Source organism: Pedomonas sp. V897 (genome assembly GCF_051304405.1).
GTDB lineage: Bacteria > Pseudomonadota > Alphaproteobacteria > Sphingomonadales > Sphingomonadaceae > Pedomonas.
Genome location: NZ_JBPPGG010000001.1, coordinates 1,148,783 through 1,164,042, shown reverse-complemented (window position 1 = coordinate 1,164,042; position 15,260 = coordinate 1,148,783). Strand labels below are relative to the sequence as shown.

Annotated in this window: 16 protein-coding genes and 1 tRNA gene; 8 read left to right on the top strand and 9 right to left on the bottom strand. The window is 69.1% G+C overall.

All coding sequences use genetic code 11. The features are described 5' to 3' along the window. Positions 1 to 58 precede the first annotated feature (58 nt). From ACSJJU_RS05530 to arfB, 3 genes are all read left to right on the top strand, one after another. Positions 59 to 1,573, top strand: coding sequence for an acyl-CoA synthetase (locus tag ACSJJU_RS05530; RefSeq protein ID WP_435914224.1), 1,515 nt, complete (start codon positions 59 to 61; stop codon positions 1,571 to 1,573). Further along, positions 1,570 to 2,334 carry a MaoC/PaaZ C-terminal domain-containing protein gene (locus tag ACSJJU_RS05525; protein ID WP_435914223.1) on the top strand — a complete coding sequence of 255 codons (765 nt, stop codon included), beginning with the start codon at positions 1,570 to 1,572 and terminating at the stop codon, positions 2,332 to 2,334. Before ACSJJU_RS05530 ends, ACSJJU_RS05525 begins: the two co-directional genes overlap by 4 nt. Positions 2,335 to 2,498: 164 nt before the next feature. After that, positions 2,499 to 2,921: an alternative ribosome rescue aminoacyl-tRNA hydrolase ArfB gene (gene arfB / locus ACSJJU_RS05520; protein ID WP_435914222.1), complete on the top strand. Its 423-nt coding sequence runs from the start codon at positions 2,499 to 2,501 to the stop codon at positions 2,919 to 2,921. Positions 2,922 to 2,936: 15 nt separating this feature from the next. Here the strand turns inward: arfB and ACSJJU_RS05515 are convergent, their stop codons facing one another. From ACSJJU_RS05515 to infA, 6 genes are all read right to left on the bottom strand, one after another. Continuing rightward, on the bottom strand, positions 2,937 to 4,058 hold the full coding sequence (locus ACSJJU_RS05515) for an acyltransferase family protein (protein WP_435914221.1): 1,122 nt from the start codon (positions 4,056 to 4,058) through the stop codon (positions 2,937 to 2,939). Between the two features lie 282 nt (positions 4,059 to 4,340). Continuing rightward, a tRNA-Phe gene (locus ACSJJU_RS05510) sits at positions 4,341 to 4,416 on the bottom strand. A gap of 18 nt (positions 4,417 to 4,434) precedes the next feature. Continuing rightward, a complete protein-coding gene (locus ACSJJU_RS05505; RefSeq protein ID WP_435914220.1) occupies positions 4,435 to 4,623 on the bottom strand; it encodes a DNA gyrase inhibitor YacG in 189 nt (62 codons plus the stop codon). Further along, the gene (locus tag ACSJJU_RS05500) at positions 4,607 to 5,638 is read right to left on the bottom strand and encodes a ribonuclease E/G (protein WP_435914219.1); all 1,032 of its coding nucleotides are present in this window, start codon (positions 5,636 to 5,638) and stop codon (positions 4,607 to 4,609) included. Before ACSJJU_RS05500 ends, ACSJJU_RS05505 begins: the two co-directional genes overlap by 17 nt. Beyond that, entirely contained in the window at positions 5,625 to 6,203 is a 579-nt protein-coding gene (locus ACSJJU_RS05495) for a Maf family protein (RefSeq protein ID WP_435914218.1), read from the bottom strand. The genes ACSJJU_RS05500 and ACSJJU_RS05495 overlap by 14 nt, the downstream gene beginning before the upstream one ends. Before the next feature lie 2 nt (positions 6,204 to 6,205). Then, positions 6,206 to 6,424 (bottom strand): translation initiation factor IF-1, encoded by a 219-nt coding sequence (gene infA / locus ACSJJU_RS05490; RefSeq protein WP_435914217.1) that lies wholly within the window; start codon positions 6,422 to 6,424, stop codon positions 6,206 to 6,208. A gap of 244 nt (positions 6,425 to 6,668) precedes the next feature. Between infA and hisG the strand changes: the two genes are divergently transcribed. Together hisG and hisD are read left to right on the top strand one after the other, a co-directional pair. Beyond that, the gene (gene hisG / locus ACSJJU_RS05485) at positions 6,669 to 7,331 is read left to right on the top strand and encodes an ATP phosphoribosyltransferase (RefSeq protein WP_435914216.1); all 663 of its coding nucleotides are present in this window, start codon (positions 6,669 to 6,671) and stop codon (positions 7,329 to 7,331) included. Position 7,332: 1 nt separating this feature from the next. Further along, complete coding sequence (gene hisD / locus ACSJJU_RS05480; protein ID WP_435914214.1) at positions 7,333 to 8,625, top strand: histidinol dehydrogenase; 1,293 nt, start codon at positions 7,333 to 7,335, stop codon at positions 8,623 to 8,625. A 43-nt stretch (positions 8,626 to 8,668) separates the two neighbouring features. On the opposite strand, the gene ACSJJU_RS05475 is transcribed toward hisD, so the two are convergent. The 3 genes from ACSJJU_RS05475 to ACSJJU_RS05465 all read right to left on the bottom strand — a co-directional run bounded on the left by ACSJJU_RS05475 (position 8,669) and on the right by ACSJJU_RS05465 (position 13,057). Next, on the bottom strand, positions 8,669 to 10,975 hold the full coding sequence (locus tag ACSJJU_RS05475) for a S8 family serine peptidase (protein WP_435914213.1): 2,307 nt from the start codon (positions 10,973 to 10,975) through the stop codon (positions 8,669 to 8,671). 95 nt (positions 10,976 to 11,070) lie between these two features. Then, positions 11,071 to 11,715 carry a response regulator transcription factor gene (locus ACSJJU_RS05470; RefSeq protein ID WP_435914212.1) on the bottom strand — a complete coding sequence of 215 codons (645 nt, stop codon included), beginning with the start codon at positions 11,713 to 11,715 and terminating at the stop codon, positions 11,071 to 11,073. 355 nt (positions 11,716 to 12,070) lie between these two features. Beyond that, on the bottom strand, positions 12,071 to 13,057 hold the full coding sequence (locus tag ACSJJU_RS05465; RefSeq protein WP_435914211.1) for a 2-hydroxyacid dehydrogenase: 987 nt from the start codon (positions 13,055 to 13,057) through the stop codon (positions 12,071 to 12,073). A 207-nt stretch (positions 13,058 to 13,264) separates the two neighbouring features. Between ACSJJU_RS05465 and ACSJJU_RS05460 the strand changes: the two genes are divergently transcribed. From ACSJJU_RS05460 to ACSJJU_RS05450, 3 genes are all read left to right on the top strand, one after another. Further along, on the top strand, positions 13,265 to 13,846 hold the full coding sequence (locus ACSJJU_RS05460) for an SH3 domain-containing protein (protein ID WP_435914210.1): 582 nt from the start codon (positions 13,265 to 13,267) through the stop codon (positions 13,844 to 13,846). Between the two features lie 135 nt (positions 13,847 to 13,981). After that, positions 13,982 to 14,542 carry a NifU family protein gene (locus tag ACSJJU_RS05455; protein WP_435914209.1) on the top strand — a complete coding sequence of 187 codons (561 nt, stop codon included), beginning with the start codon at positions 13,982 to 13,984 and terminating at the stop codon, positions 14,540 to 14,542. A gap of 122 nt (positions 14,543 to 14,664) precedes the next feature. Next, positions 14,665 to 15,258 (top strand): malonic semialdehyde reductase, encoded by a 594-nt coding sequence (locus ACSJJU_RS05450; protein WP_435914208.1) that lies wholly within the window; start codon positions 14,665 to 14,667, stop codon positions 15,256 to 15,258. The last annotated feature ends 2 nt before the right edge of the window (positions 15,259 to 15,260 follow it).

The window sequence follows — 15,260 nt, the reverse complement described above, 5'->3', positions numbered from 1 at the left end:
ACCGGCATGGCCGGGTTCGCGCGGGAAAGCGCCAGGCAGGGAGGCTCGGGGGTCGCACGTGGCTTTCGATCTGATCGACATCACCGCAAAGCGCGCGGCGCTGGGCGGCGAGCGGATCGCGCTGACAGAAACCGCGAGCGGCCGGTCCGTCACCTACGCCCAGCTTGACGCGCGGGCCGCCCGGGTGGCGGCCCTGCTGGACAGCCTCGGCCTTGCCCCGGGCGACCGGGTCGCCATGCTCTGCCGCAACCGCATCGCCTTTTTCGAGCTTCTGTTCGGCTGCGCCAAGCGGGGGACGATTCTGGTGCCGCTCAACTGGCGCATGCCGCCGGCGGAACTCTCCGCCCTGATCGCGGACTGCCGGCCCGGCCTCATCGTCTACGGCGCGGAGGACGCGGCGGCGGCGCGGGCCGTGGCGGGCAGCGTCCCGTGCCTCGCGCTCGATGATGACGGCCCTGACGGCTACGAGGCCCGGCTCACGGCCTGCCAGCCCGCCGCCACGCGCGAGCTGTGGCCGCAGGACGAGGTGTGGTTCCTCATCTACACCTCCGGCACCACCGGCGCGCCGAAGGCGGTGATGCACACCTACGGCATGGCCCTCGCCAATTACGTGAACCTCAGCCAGGCGATCGACCTGCGGCAGGGCGAGACCACCCTCAACTTCCTGCCGCTGTTCCACATCGCCGGCATCAACCTCTACACCCTGCCGGTGCTGATGAGCGGCGGACAGGCGATCATCATGCCCGGCTTCGATGTGGAGCAACTGGTCGAACTTCTGGCGGCGGGCCGGCTCGACACCGTGTTTGCCGTGCCGTCCGTCTACCAGCAGCTCAGCCTGCATCCGCGCTTCGAGGACATCGACGTCTCCGGCGTCCGCCACTGGGGCTGCGGCGGCGCGCCGCTCTCCGACACCCTGACGCGCCGCTACCTCGCCCGAGGCGTCAGGGTGTGCAACGGCATGGGAATGACCGAGACCGGCCCCACCGCCTTCCTGATGGACCCGGAGAACGCCCCCCGCAAGGTGGGCTCGGTCGGCAAGCCGCAGCTGCTGTGCCAGGTGAGGATCGTGGATGCGCAGGGGCGGGACGTGCCCCGGGGGGAGCGGGGCGAGATCTGGTTTCGCGGGCCCGGCGTCACCCCCGGCTACTGGGGCCGGCCGGAGGAGACCGCCCGCGCCTTCGCCCCCGGCGGCTGGCTGCGCTCGGGCGACATCGGCTGGCAGGACGCGGACGGCTACTACTACGTGGCCGGGCGCATCAAGGACATGTTCATCTCCGGCGGGGAGAACGTCTACCCGGCGGAGGTGGAGAACGTGCTGGTGCAGCATCCGGCGGTGCTGGAGGCGGCGGTGGTGGGCGTGCCCGACGAGCGCTGGGGCGAGGTGGGCTGCGCCTATCTGCTGCTGCAACCGGGGGCCGCGCGGCCGGACGCCGCCGAACTCGCCGCCTTCTGCCGGGAGCGGCTGGCCGCCTACAAGGTGCCCAGATCCTTCGTGGTGCTGAGCGACTTCCCCCGCACCGCCTCGGGGAAGATCCAGAAACACCTGCTGCGGCAGAAGGCGATGGCCCAATGAGCCGTGCGGGTCTGACGCGCATCTTCCGCCAGGCCGACTTCGACCGCTTCGCCGCGCTTTCGGGCGACGCCAACCCCATCCATGTGGACGCGGCCTTCGCGGCCCGCACCCGCTTCGGGCGCACCGTGGCGCACGGCGTGCTGCTGGAGACGGTGCTGCGCGGCCTCGCGGGCCGGCTCGCGCCCGGCTGCACGGTTGCCGAAAAGGCGCTGCGCTTCACCGCGCCCACCTATGCGGAGGAGGCAATGCACTTCGAGGTCTGGCAGCAGGCGGCGGACACCCTCGGCCTCAGCGTCACCCGCGCGCTCGATGGCACGCTCACCTGCGAGGGGCGGATGGTGCTGGCACCCCGGCGCCCCTCACCCGGCAGCGCGCCCGCCGCGCCCGGGCCCGCCTCATGGGACCGCAGCGCCGCCCTCACCCGCTGCTTTTCCGCCCGCGACGTTGCGGAATACGCAGCGCTCGGCGGCCACGCGGCAGCGCCCGACACGGTGCCGGAGCCGCTGATCGGCGCGCTGTTCTCGCGCCTCCTCGGCATGGACCTGCCAGGGCTCGGCACCAACTACCTCAAGCAGGAAACCCGCCACCACGCCCCCGCCCGCCTCGGCGAGCCGCTGACGGCGCGGGTGGCGGTCACCCGCCTGCGGCCCGAGAAGCATCTGGTGGACCTCGCCACCCTCTGCCACGGTGCGGACGGCCGCCTGCTCGCGGAAGGCCGGGCGCTGGTGTATGTGCGGGATGTGGCCGGGTTTGAAATCTGAAGGATTTATGCGAGGGATTGATGCGAGGGTCGCGGACCCTCGCGCTCCCGTTCGTTTTTCGGGCCGCGTTTCCGGTGCGCTCCGGAACCACGGCCCTGACAATCGAACGGGAGGTGCAGGAGGGTTATAGACCCTCCTGCAAACTAAAACAGGAACCCGCTGTCATGATCCCCGTCACCCGCCGCATTGTCCTCGAGGACGAGGAGATCGAGGAGAGCTTCATTCGCGCCTCCGGCCCCGGCGGGCAGAATGTGAACAAGGTCTCGACGGCGGTTCAGATCCGCTTCGATGCGCGGCGCTCCCCCGGCCTGCCCGACGACGTGTTCGAGCGGCTGGTCCGCATTGCCGGCAAGCGCATGACCCGCGACGGCGTCATTATCATCACCGCCCAGCGCTATCGCAGTCAGGAGCGTAACCGGGAGGACGCCATTGCCCGCCTCGTCGAGATGATTCAGGAGGCCGCCGTGCGCCCGGCCGTGCGCCGCGAAACCCGGCCCACCTACGGCTCGAAGCAGCGCCGCCTCGCCGCCAAGGCGAAGAAGAGCCAGGTCAAATCCCTGCGCCAGAGCAAGCCGGGGCTGGACTAGGTCCCCCGGGGCCGCTCAGGCGGCGGTTAGGCGCGCGGGGAGCACCCGGTTGAGCAGTGCGGCGATGGCCCGCCGGGCGGCGTCGCGCCGCTTCTCCGTGCCCTCGGCCAGCAGGAAGCACGCGGCGATGATGCCAAGGAGGATGCCGGTGAACGCCAGCGCGTCGCCGCCCGCATTGACGCCCGCCGCCACCAGGAAGTGGGTCATGGGCCGGTGGAACAGGTAGAGCGAGAAGGTGGACCCGGCCACGAACCGCACCGGCCGCTCGATGCGGGCGAGCCCGTTCGCGAACCACGGCGCACAGGCGTGAAAGCCGATGAAGTTGGCCATGACCAGCACGCCGATCAGGTGGTCGCTGAGCATCTTCTCCGAGGAGACCAGCCGCCACCATCCGGGCACGGTGGCGTGCAGCCAGTGGCGCAGCGCGTCGTCCCACGTCGCCGCGCCGAACGAGAGGATCAGCGGCCAGGTGACCAGCACCAGCACAAGGCCGACGAAGGGGCGGGTGACGCGCAGGCGCGGGTCGAGCGCGATCCACGCGCCCATGGCCCAGATCGGCGCCAGCGCCAGAATGCGCGGCCCGGCCAGGAGCGCGGCGGCCAGAAACGACACCCAGCGCCACACGCCGCGCCCGAACACCAGACAGGCGAACAGGGCGTAGTAGAAGGCCTCGTAGCAGATGGACCAGTAGGGGAAGTTCCACGGCAGGATGTTGGTCGAATGCCAGCTCTCGTTGAGGAGAAACAGGGAGATCAGCACCGTCCGCCAGGAGTAGCCGGGGTCGCTCGCCCAGCCGGGCGCGTTGATCCCCAGCCGCCCGGCAAGGCCGTAGAGGGCGAAGCTGAACAGGATGGCGGGAATGACCACCGGGTAGACCCGGGCCAGCCGCGCCACCACGAAGCCGCGCAGGGTGCGGTCCGGCCGCAGGGTGGTGGTGGCGATGACCAGCCCGGAGAGCACGAAGAACACCATCACCGCCTCGTGCCCGAGGCCATAGAGAAAATAGGGGCCGTGATAGAGCCCGTCGTCGGCGGCATGGCCGATCAGCACCGCCAGCGCCGCACCGAAGCGCACGATGTCCAGATAGAGGGAGACGGGTCTGGTCAGGAAACCGCCAGCCCCGCCCCGTGGTGTCATGTTCTCCATGGGTCCGCCCGCACCCGTTTCAGACGAAACGTGGCAGGGCGGCTCGGGTTGCAGCGGGAAGCGCAATGGCCGCACGCGGCCGCGATGATTCGCCCGCACCGGCAGCAGGCCCTGATTCGAGGGCGATCCAATCCAGACCGCGAGATGGTTTTGGAGGGCACAGCCGGACCGGCGCAGCGCGCGCGAGACTGAGAGGCTCGCAACCACGCGCTGGGGCAGCGAAATCCGCGTGGCAGCGAAATCCGCAAGATCCGGCATGTCAGGGAAAGGAGATGGTGCCCAGGGACGGAATCGAACCGCCGACACAGGGATTTTCAATCCCTTGCTCTACCAACTGAGCTACCTGGGCGCCCAAGCGGTGGCGGGTCTATAGTCGATCTGAATCCGCGTTGTCCAGTGGTCTTTCAGCTTCATCGTCATTTACTTGCCCGGGAACCCGATAGGCCTCCCCCAGCCAGTTCAAAAGATCGCGGTCCCGGCAGGGCGCGGAGCAGAACGGCCGGAACTGGGGCGCGGCGGGCTTGCCGCAGATGGGGCACTTAGACGGGCTGGACATGCACATGCCCATAGCCCGGAACCTCGGCGTCCGCCAAGACCTCGACTCGCGCGCCCGCCGCGCCCGCTGCACGAGATACCAGATCGGGCCGCCCCTCCAGCACCGCCGCCACCTCCGGGGCCGCCACGATGCGCCGCACGCCCGCCCCGCGCGCCTGCACCGCCTCGCGCAGAAGGCGCAGCGCCAGCGCCTCGGCCGACCACTGGTTGCGGCGCGTGCCGCACAGGAGATCGATGAGGGAAGGGCCGGGGCGCGGGCGAATCACCTGCATCAGCCCGTAGCCATTGATGGCGGTGCGCTCGAAGGGCGTCGAATCGCCCCTGGCCGCCGCATCGAAGGCTTCCGCCACCGCCACCCGGTCCGCCCTGGAGTCGCTGCCCAGAAAGTCGATCATCACCGGCCCGCCGATGGCGTAGAGCCGCAGCAGCCGCGCCGCCGCCCGCGCCGCCGCCAGATTGATGTCGAGCGCCCGGCCCGTGCCGTCCACATCGATCACGAGGCCGGCCCGGGTGCGCTCCAGCGTCAGCAGCCCGCCGGGAAAGGCCACCTCGCCCGAGACCGCCGCATCCAGCGCCTCGTCCACCCCCAGCGCGGCGGGCAGGCGCTCGACCCGGCGCACGGGCGCGCCCGCCGGCGTCCAGTCCGGCGCGGGGGTGATGAGGCCGGGCGCGCTGGCGGCCACCTCGGGCGCCGGGCGGGCATGGGCCGGTTTGATCTTGCCGGGCTCGGGCAAGGCGGGGCGGGTAATCTCAACGGCCAGAAGCTGGCCTTCGCTCAGCCCCGGCGGGACAGGCTGGAGCATGGCCTCCGCGCCGCCGCCCAGATCGACGACCGCCCGATTCGGCCCCGCCTTGCGGCGCAGGCGCGCGCCGAAGACGGCACCGGTCTGCACCGGGTCCACCTCGTCGCGCAGCAGGCGGATTTCGAGAAGGGTCTCACCCTCGGCCAGAACGGCGCGCCGCTCGCCCGGCAGCGTCTCGATCAGCCATTCGGGGCGGGCGTCAGCAGGTGCCATCGGTCACGCCGCTGGCCTTCAGCAGCACGCCTGTCTCGTAGAGCGGCAGGCCGACAACGCCGGAATAGGAACCGGCGATGAACTTCACATGGGCGGCGAAGCGGCCCTGAATGGCATAGCCCCCCGCCTTGCCCTGCCACTCGCCGGAGCGGATGTAGGCGTCGATCTCGTCTTCGGTCAGGCGCTTGACGGTGACGACCGTGTCCGACACCCGCTCGCGCACCCGGCCTTCGGCGTCGATCACCGCGACCGCCGTGCAGACATGATGCCGCCGGCCCGAGAGCAGCCGCAGGCAGGCGCGCGCCTGTTCCTCGGTCTCCGCCTTGGGCAGGATGCGGCGGCCGACGGCGACCACCGTGTCGGCAGCCAGAATGACGGACTGGGGATGAAGGCTTGCCACCGCTTCCGCTTTCTCGCGGGCAAGGCGGGCGGCGTAGGGGCGCGGCAGTTCGCCCTTTCGCGCCGTTTCATCGATGTCGCTGGGAGCAACGTGATCGGGGCGGAGCCCCAGCTGCGCCAGCAGATCGAGGCGGCGCGGGCTTGCAGAGGCGAGGACGAAGGCCACGCTTATTTGAATCGGTAGGTGACGCGACCCTTGGTCAGGTCGTAGGGCGTCAGTTCCATGAGCACTTCATCGCCCACCAGCACGCGAATGCGGTTCTTCCGCATCTTGCCGGCCGTATGGCCGAGCACCTCGTGGCCATTTTCCAGCCTCACGCGGAACATGGCGTTGGGGAGCAGTTCCACGACCTGTCCCCTCATTTCGATCAGTTCTTCCTTCGCCATTCGATTATTCCTGGCCATTTCGCACCGAAATGGCGGTCAGATGATGCATTAGCGGCTTAAATGCAAGAGGAAGCAATGCACAGATCAAAACATCCCTTGTATGAGAGAGATGTTGTCCGCCGGTGACACGGCGCCATGTACGAATATTGCCGCCTGTTGGCCGGTTCCGGCATGGACGCGGGAGCCCCGCCGTCTTATGAACGGGCCGCCGGATACTGGACCGGATATTGGATGGAATGAAACAATGACGACCGAAGGACTGGTCATGGCCCTGCCGAAGGGCCGCATCCTGAAGGAAGTGATGCCGCTGCTGCGCGCCGCCGGAATCGAACCGGAAGCCGCGTTCCATGACGACAGCAGCCGGGCGCTCCATTTCGCCACCAATATTCCGGGCCTTTCCATCATCCGCGTGCGCTCGTTCGACGTGGCGACGTTCGTCGCCTTCGGCGCGGCCCAGCTGGGCGTGGCCGGCAACGACGTGCTGATGGAGTTCGACTATCCCGAGATCTACGCGCCGGTGGATCTGGGCATCGGCAAGTGCCGCCTCTCGGTCGCCGAGCTGGCGGCGCTGCGTGAGCAGGACGACCCGCGCACCTGGAGCCACATCCGCGTGGCGACCAAATATCCCAACGTCACCCGCCGCTACTTCGCGGAGAGGGGCGTGCAGGCCGAATGCATCAAGCTGAACGGCGCGATGGAGCTGGCCCCGACGCTGGGCCTGTGCCGCCGCATCGTCGATCTGGTCTCGACCGGGCGCACGCTGGTGGAGAACGGCCTCGTCGAGGTGGAGACCATCGCCGAGGTCAGCTCGCGCCTCATCGTCAACCGCGCCGCCTTCAAGACGCGCGGGCCGGAACTGACGCCCTGGATCGAGAAGATTCGCGCCCTGGTGGAGGAGCAGAAGTAAAATGGTGTTGCGTCTGGATGTACGCGAGCCCGGGTTCGAGGCTGCCTTCGCCGCGCTGGTCAATGACCGCCGCGAAGCCCCCACCGACGTGCGCGACGTGGTGGCGGACATCATCGCCGATGTGCGCGCGCGCGGCGACGACGCCCTCGTCGAGATCACGCGGAAGTTCGACCGCATCGATCTGACCGAGACCGGGATGCGCGTGACGCGCGAGGAGATCGAGGCCGCGAAGGCGGCGTGCGCACCGGAGGTGCTGGACGCCCTCGCCCTTGCCGCCGAGCGCATCGCCGCCTTCCACGCCATCCAGAAACCGGAAGACAAGGAGAAGACGGACGCCGCCGGCGTGACCGCCGGGTTCCGCTGGTCCGCCATCGATGCCGTCGGCCTCTACGTGCCGGGCGGCCTCGCCAGCTACCCCTCCTCCGTGCTGATGAACGCGGTGCCCGCCAAGGTGGCGGGCGTCGGGCGCCTCGTCATGGTGACGCCGACGCCGGACGGCCGCCTCAACCCGCTGGTGCTGGCCGCCGCGGATCTGGCGGGCGTGGACGAAATCTACCGCATCGGCGGCGCGCAGGCCGTGGCCGCGCTGGCCTACGGCACCCAGACCATCAAGCCGGTGGACAAGATCGTCGGCCCCGGCAACGCCTTCGTCGCCGAGGCCAAGCGGCAGGTGTTCGGCACGGTCGGCATCGACATGATCGCTGGCCCCTCGGAAATCCTGGTTGTGGCAGACGGCCGCAACAACCCGGCGCATACCGCCGCCGACCTGCTGAGCCAGGCCGAGCATGACGTGACCGCCCAGTCCATCCTCATCACCGACGACGCCGCCTTCGCCAACCGTGTGGTGCAGGCGGTGGAGGAGACCATCCCCACGCTCGCCTCCGCCGACATCGCGCGGAAGAGCTGGGACCGCTTCGGTGCCATCATCCTGGTGGAAAGCCTGGACGACACGCCACCGCTCATCGACCGGCTCGCCGCCGAACACCTGGAACTGAAGATCGAGAACCCGCGCGCGCTGCTCGCCCGCATCCGCCACGCCGGCTCGGTGTTCATGGGCCGCAACACGCCGGAGGCCATCGGCGACTACCTCGGCGGGCCGAACCACGTGCTGCCCACCGGCCGGCGCGCCCGCTTCTCCTCGGGCCTGTCCGTCACCGACTTCATGAAGCGCACCACCTATCTGTCGTGCAGCGAGGAAGGGCTGGCCGCCATCGGCCCCGCCGCCGTGCACCTCGCCGAGGCGGAAGGGCTGCCGGCGCACGCCCTCTCGGTCGCGGTGCGGCTGGGGAAATAGGCGTCGCCGCCCGGCCCGGCTCCGGCTTCCCGCCGCCCGGCCCCTATCGCCGGAACGTCAGGCGCAGGATGATCCCCGCATCATCCCGCCCCGCCGCGCCGTGCCCGGCGTCGAAGCGGTGGAAGCCGTGCACGGCCATGCTGGCGCTCTCCGCCAGCGGCAGGGCGTAGACGGCTTCGATATCGATCTCCCGCCCGGTGGGGGCGAGGTTGAGGCGGGCCGCGCGGTAGCCGGTCGCGCCCGTGTCATAGGCATAGTCCGTCGGCAGGGTGAGGCTCGCGACGGCCCGCTCCACCCGGAGTGGCTGGGCGAGGAGCAGGCCGAAGCTGTCCTGCGGCCGCCACAGGCCCTCGCCCGAGAGGCTGAGCTGCCAGCTGCTGGTCCATACGTCCCCCTCGGGCGCGAGCAGCGCACCGGGGGCGGCGTCGAGCCGGGTGCGGCCGAGGGCGGCGTCAGCCGCAAGGCTCCAGCGGGGGCCGAGGTGGGCGCGGGCGCTGAGGCCTGCTTTCACGGTGCGGGCGCCTGCCCTGAACCCGAACGCCGCCGCGCTGCGCGCGCCGAGCACGCTGCCGCTCTCCTCCATCCAGCCGAGGGTCAGGCCCAGTTCGCCCCAGGCCACCGGCCGGGTGAGCTGACTTTTCACGGTGCGGATCACCGCCTCGCCCTCCGCCACCAGGGGGCTGGAGCGATCGTCCCGGTCGAGCGTGGTGCGGCTGGCCGCCATGCCCAGCCGCCACCCGCCAAGCGGCATGCCGAGCGCGGTGCTCACCGGCGGGGCGGCGGCAACGCCAAGGCTCTCGCCCACCCGGTCGCCGACGGAGAGGAAGGGCACCTCCGCCCCCCGGTCACCGCTGACGGCGGCCAGCACCGCCTCCGCGCCGCGACCGTAGCCGAACGCGAGGCGGCTGCCTTTCGATAGGGTGAGGCTGAGCCAGCCGTCCGCCCCCGGCGCGCGCTGGAAGGCCAGCTGCGGGTCGGTCATGCCGAGGCGGCGCCACACGGCCGCCTCCTGCACGCGGGGTCCGGCGAAGGAAAGGGCGGCGGCCTCGCCGCCGAGCCGGCCCGCGCCGCGATGGTTCTGCATCGCCAGCCGCCGCACCAGGCCAAGGCCCGGCGAGGAGGGACGCACGGTCGCGCCCAGATCAACCGCGTAGGCGCGGCCATACATGTCCAGCACCACCGCGCCTGCCAGCGCCGCGCCCAGCTGGCCGCCGTCGCCGAAGGCGCTGCCCAGCGCGATGTTGGCGCCGGTGAGCGCCACCGGCTGGCCGCTGCCGGCGAGCGCGGTCTGGCCCTGCGGCGCGAACGCCCGGGCAAGGTTGATGAGCCCCCGGCCATAGAGCGCATCGACGCCCGGATCGCCCAGGTCCGTGGCGGTGCGGAAAATCAGGTCCACCAGTTGCGGCCCGGTGAGGGTCGGAAAGGCGCTGGCCAGCAGGGCAATGGCGCCGGTGACATGGGGCGCGGCCATCGAGGTGCCGCGCACCTGAACATGAACGCCGTCGAGATCGGTTGTGAAAATTCCGTCGCCCGGCGCGACGACAAAAACATCGCGGGCAACGCCCGCCCGGTTGCTGAAGGCGGAGAGGACGTTGTTCCGCCCGACCGCCCCGGCGATGAGAACAAGGCCGCGCGCTTCCGGGGCAAGGGCGACCTGCGCCATCTGGCCCGGGTCCGGCGCGCTGTTGTTTCCGGCTGACAGGACAACCACCGTTCCCGCCGCCGTGGCCCGGTTGATGGCGCTGACGAGCGGGCTGGTCGCGGCCGATCCGCCAAGGGAGATGTTGACGACGCGGGCCCTGTTTTCGCGGGCCAGATCCAGCCCTGCGGCAATGGCGGAATCGGAGAAGACGCATTCGCTCGCGCAGCTGTCGGGGATGTCCGCGCGCGCCACCAGCAGCCTGGCATCGAAGGCGAGGCCGTGTTCGCCGACCCCGTCCCGCGCCGCGCCGATGACGGAGGACACCCAGGTGCCGTGGCCGCTTTCATCCTGAAGCGAGCGGTTGCCCGCCACATCGCGGCTGGCGGCGTGAATACGCCCGGCATATTCCGGGCTTTTCAGATCAATGCCGGAGTCAATGAGGCCAACCGTGACGCCCTCACCGGTCGCCCCGCGGGCATAGGCCTCGATGGCCCCGATATGATCGAGCCCCCAGTTGGCGCGATATTCGGCGGTATCGAAGGTATCGCGCGGCAGCCCGGGACGGGGCTGCGGCGCGGGCCCGGGAACCGGTGGCGGCTGAAGCCGGGTGACGGACGAGCTGCCGCCCCCGCCACCGCCGCAAGCCGACAGCACGGCGGCTGCCGCCGCCAACAGCATGACATGACGCCACCGACGCAGTTTCACCATGCCTTACCCCCTCAAGGCCGCCGATCCGCGTGACAGGCACGCCGCCTGTCACGCCAGGACGAGCACAAGGGTAAGACGAGTGAATTACCCGAAAATTACCCTGCCGCCTGTTCGGAGGCCAGATTCTGGGTCGCCCACAGCGCCGCCTGGGTGCGGTTGGCGAGGCCCAGCGTCTTCAGAATGGCCGAGACATGGATGCGAACCGTGTTCTCGGACATGCCAAGGGTGGTGGCGATTTCCGCGTTCGGCTTGCCCTGTGCGATGAGGCGGACCACCTCCAGCTGGCGCCGGGTCAGCAGGCGCAGCGCAGGATTGCGGCGACCGCTGGCAGAGCCCGAGCGGGTGGCCTGACGGCCGCGCAGCTGCTCGCCCACCGCGGAAATGATGAGATCCGGCCGGTTGCGCCACTCGGTCAGGATGCGTGCTTCGGCTGCCGGGATCTCGGCGTCGGTGACCTGCCGCATGTCCGCCAGCAGAACGGCCCACGGGTTGCCACTGGCGAAGCCCGCAGCTGCCGTGGACGGAGCGTCGGCCAGGAGACGGATGCCACAGATGATGGGCATGCCGTTCGGACCCGGCGGCGGCGTGGTGGGCAGGCTGTCGACGGTAACACCGGGAAACGCTGCGCCAAGGATGCGGCTGACCGCTTCACGTACCAGCCAGTCTTCCGATGCAACGATCAGGGCATCCCGGTATTCACCCGGACGAAGCCCCGAACGAAAGTCCTGATCCATATCCATACGCACATTCCCATACATCTATTACAATGACGCCTCTGAGCTACTCCTCAGCGCAGTGTCCGCCTTGTAGCGGAGTTGCCGGGAAATAGCGCGGAATTTTGCGACACTTTTTGGCCCTGTTTCTTTCCAGTTTTGCATCTCCCCCCACCTGACATGGTCTGAACCAGCGTGGACACCGGTTTTACACCGGTTTTCTTCCTCAAAACCTCTTAGACATAACGTCTAAATTAACAAAAGGTGGCATGGGCAGCGAAAATTCTTTCACAACCCGAAATGCATGGATACGCCACTTGCACGCGCAATGCGAGCAAATGCCTTAAACGACTCGAATGTTATTCAAAAAAAAACGGCCGGCTCAGGCCCAGCCGTCGAGTACCTGATCGGGGGGACGGTGCCCGTCGATCCACACCTTGATGTTGCGGATCACCTTCTCGCCCATGGCGAGGCGGCCCTCGATGGTGGCGGAGCTCATGTGGGGCAGCAGCACCACATTGGGCAGCTCCAGCAGCCGGGGGTGAATGGCGGGCTCGTGCTCGAACACGTCGAGCCCCGCCCCGGCGATGGCGCCGCGCTCGAGTGCATCCACCAGCGCGGGCTCGTCCACGATCTCGCCGCGCGCCGTGTTGATGAGGAAGGCGTGGCGCTGCATCAGCCCGATGCGCTCCGCATTGAACAGGTGGTGCGTCTCGGGCGTGTGCGGGCAGTTGATGGAAATAATGTCCACCCGGCTCAGCATGGCCTCCAGGCGCGGCCAGTAGGTGGCCTCCACCGTGCGCTCCGCCGCCTCGGGCAGACGGCGGCGGTTGTGATAATGCACCGCCATGCCGAAGGCACGGGCCCGCTGGGCAACCGCCAGGCCAATGCGCCCCATGCCGACGATGCCGAGGCGCTTGCCGTGAATGCGGTGGCCCAGCAGCATGGTCGGCGACCAGCCCTTCCAGTCGCCCGAGCGCAGCAGCCTCTGCCCTTCGGCCAGGCGGCGCGGCACGGCGAGAATGAGCGCCATGGCCATGTCCGCCGTATCGTCGGTGAGCACGCCCGGCGTGTTGGTGACGATGATGCCCTTGGCCCGCGCGGCCGCCAGGTCGATGTGATCGACGCCATTGCCGAAGTTGGCGATGAGCTTCAGGTTCGGCCCGGCATTGGCGATGAGGTCGGCGTCCACGTCGTCGGTGAGGGTGGGCACCAGCACGTCCGCCGTCGCCATGGCCTCGGCCAGCATGGCGCGATCGAACGGCGTGTCATCCAGATTGAGCGTTACGTCGAACAGCTCCGCCATCCGGGTTTCCACCGCTTCCGGCAGGCGGCGCGTGACAATGACTTTCGGACGCTTCTTGGTCATGGCATGCCCTGTTCGATCAGCCCTTCTCCAGCTATGCCGTTCGGCGGCAAACGGTCAAGGGTCGCATCGACCCCGCCCGGGCTCTATGCTGCGGCGTCTATGCTCTTGCCCTTATGCTCTTGCCCTCCGGCCGCAGGCAGCGCAATGCTCTGCCGCAGCCAAGGCAACCGGATTTCTCCTGACGCGCGTACCACAGGTGACCACGCAATGTTCAAACGGCCAAACCTTTCCCGCCTCACCCTCGGCCTTGCTTCCCGCTTGTCCGCCGCGCTGCCGGCTCTGACGCTCGCGCTCGGGATCGGGCTTGGAGCGGGGCTTGCCGTGACGGCGGCCCCGGCCGTCGCACGCGGCAAGGACGACACCAAGGCCAGCGAGACCGGCCTGCCGCTGCCCCGCTTCGTGTCGCTGGGCGCCAACGAGGTGAACCTGCGCACCGGGCCGGACCGGCGCTACCCCATTACCTGGGTCTACAAGCGGCGCGGCCTGCCGGTGGAGGTCATTCAGGAGTACGGCATCTGGCGGCGCATCCGCGACGTGGACGGCGTCGAAGGCTGGGTGAACCGCCACTTGCTCTCCAGCGAGCGCACGGCCTACGTGACCGCTCAGGTCCGCACCCTCTACGCTCGGCCCGATACCAACTCGGCGGCCGTGTGGCGGGTGGAGCCGGGCGTCGTCGCCAAGATCGTGCTGTGCGAGGAAGACTGGTGCCAGCTCAACATGGGGGGGCGCACCGGCTGGATCCGCCGCAACGAGATCTGGGGCGTCTATCCGCGCGAGACGATCGACTGACACGCACCGGAGAGACGGATGACAGAGGGGGCCGGGGAGGCAGAATGCCCGCCCGAACTGCGGCGCTTCGCCCGCCTCCCTTGACGCACCCCGGCCAGATCGCCACATCCGGCGCGAGACGAGGAGTTTTGCACGATGTTCATTCAGACCGAGCGCACGCCCAATCCGGCAACCCTGAAGTTTCTGCCGGGGCGCACCGTGAGCGCCAACGGCACGGTGGATTTCCCCGACCCCGAAACGGCGGAGCGTTCGCCGCTGGCCTCGGCCCTGTTCGCGCTGAGCGACGTGACCGGCGTGTTCTTCGGTACCGATTTCATCGCCGTCACCAAGGCGGAAGGCTCGGCCGACTGGGCGGAGCTGAAGCCGCAGATCCTCAGCATCATCATGCAGCACTTCACCAGCGGCGCGCCGCTGATGTTCGACCAGGAGGAGGCCGGCGACCTGCCCGAAGGCGACGATCCCGCCGATGCGGACATCATCGCCCAGATCCGCGAGCTGATCGACACCCGCGTGCGCCCCGCCGTGGCGCGGGACGGCGGCGACATTATTTACCGGGGCTTCCGCGAGGGCGTCGTCTACCTGCGGATGCAGGGCGCCTGCTCCGGCTGCCCGTCTTCGACCATGACCCTGAAGAACGGCATCGAATCGCTGTTGCGGCACTATGTGCCGGAAGTCACCGAAGTTCGCGCGGTCTGAACGCCCGGTCAAAAGATCAGGCTAAATGCTTTACTTGCGCCCGTGTCCGTCCCAATACGGGCGCAAGTTTTTTTGCGATTTGATGTGCGACTTGGCGTCGACTTTCGGGAGGAACCGCAGCCATGGCCGAGATCATCAGCGACCACAGCCTCGACACCCTCTTCCGCCTTGCCCGCACGCCGCGGGCCTGGCTGGACAAGCCGGTCACCGACGTGCAGCTGCGCGCGATCTACGAGCTGACCCGCCTGGCGCCCACCTCCATGAATTGCAGCCCGGCGCGGATCGTGTTCGCCCACAGCCGGCAGGCCCTCGACACGCTCGCCGGCTGCGTCAGCTCCAGCAACGGGGAGAGGGTCAGGACCGCGGGCGCGGTCGCCATCATCGGCGAGGACACAGCCTTCTACGAAAAGCTGCCGGAGCTGTTCCCGAACATGCCCGACGCCCGCGATATGTTCGCCGGCAATCCGGCGCTGGCCGAGGCGACCGCCTTCCGCAATTCGTCGCTTCAGGGTGCCTACCTCATCCTGGCGGCCCGGGCGCTGGGGCTGGATTGCTGCCCCATGTCCGGCTTCAATCACGAGAAGGTGGACGCCGCCTTCTTCGCCGGCACCACTGTCAGGACCAACTTCCTCTGCGCGCTGGGTTACGGCGACGATACCGCCCTGGAGCCCCGCCTGCCCCGCCTCTCCTTCGAGGACGCCTGCAAGATTCTCTAAGC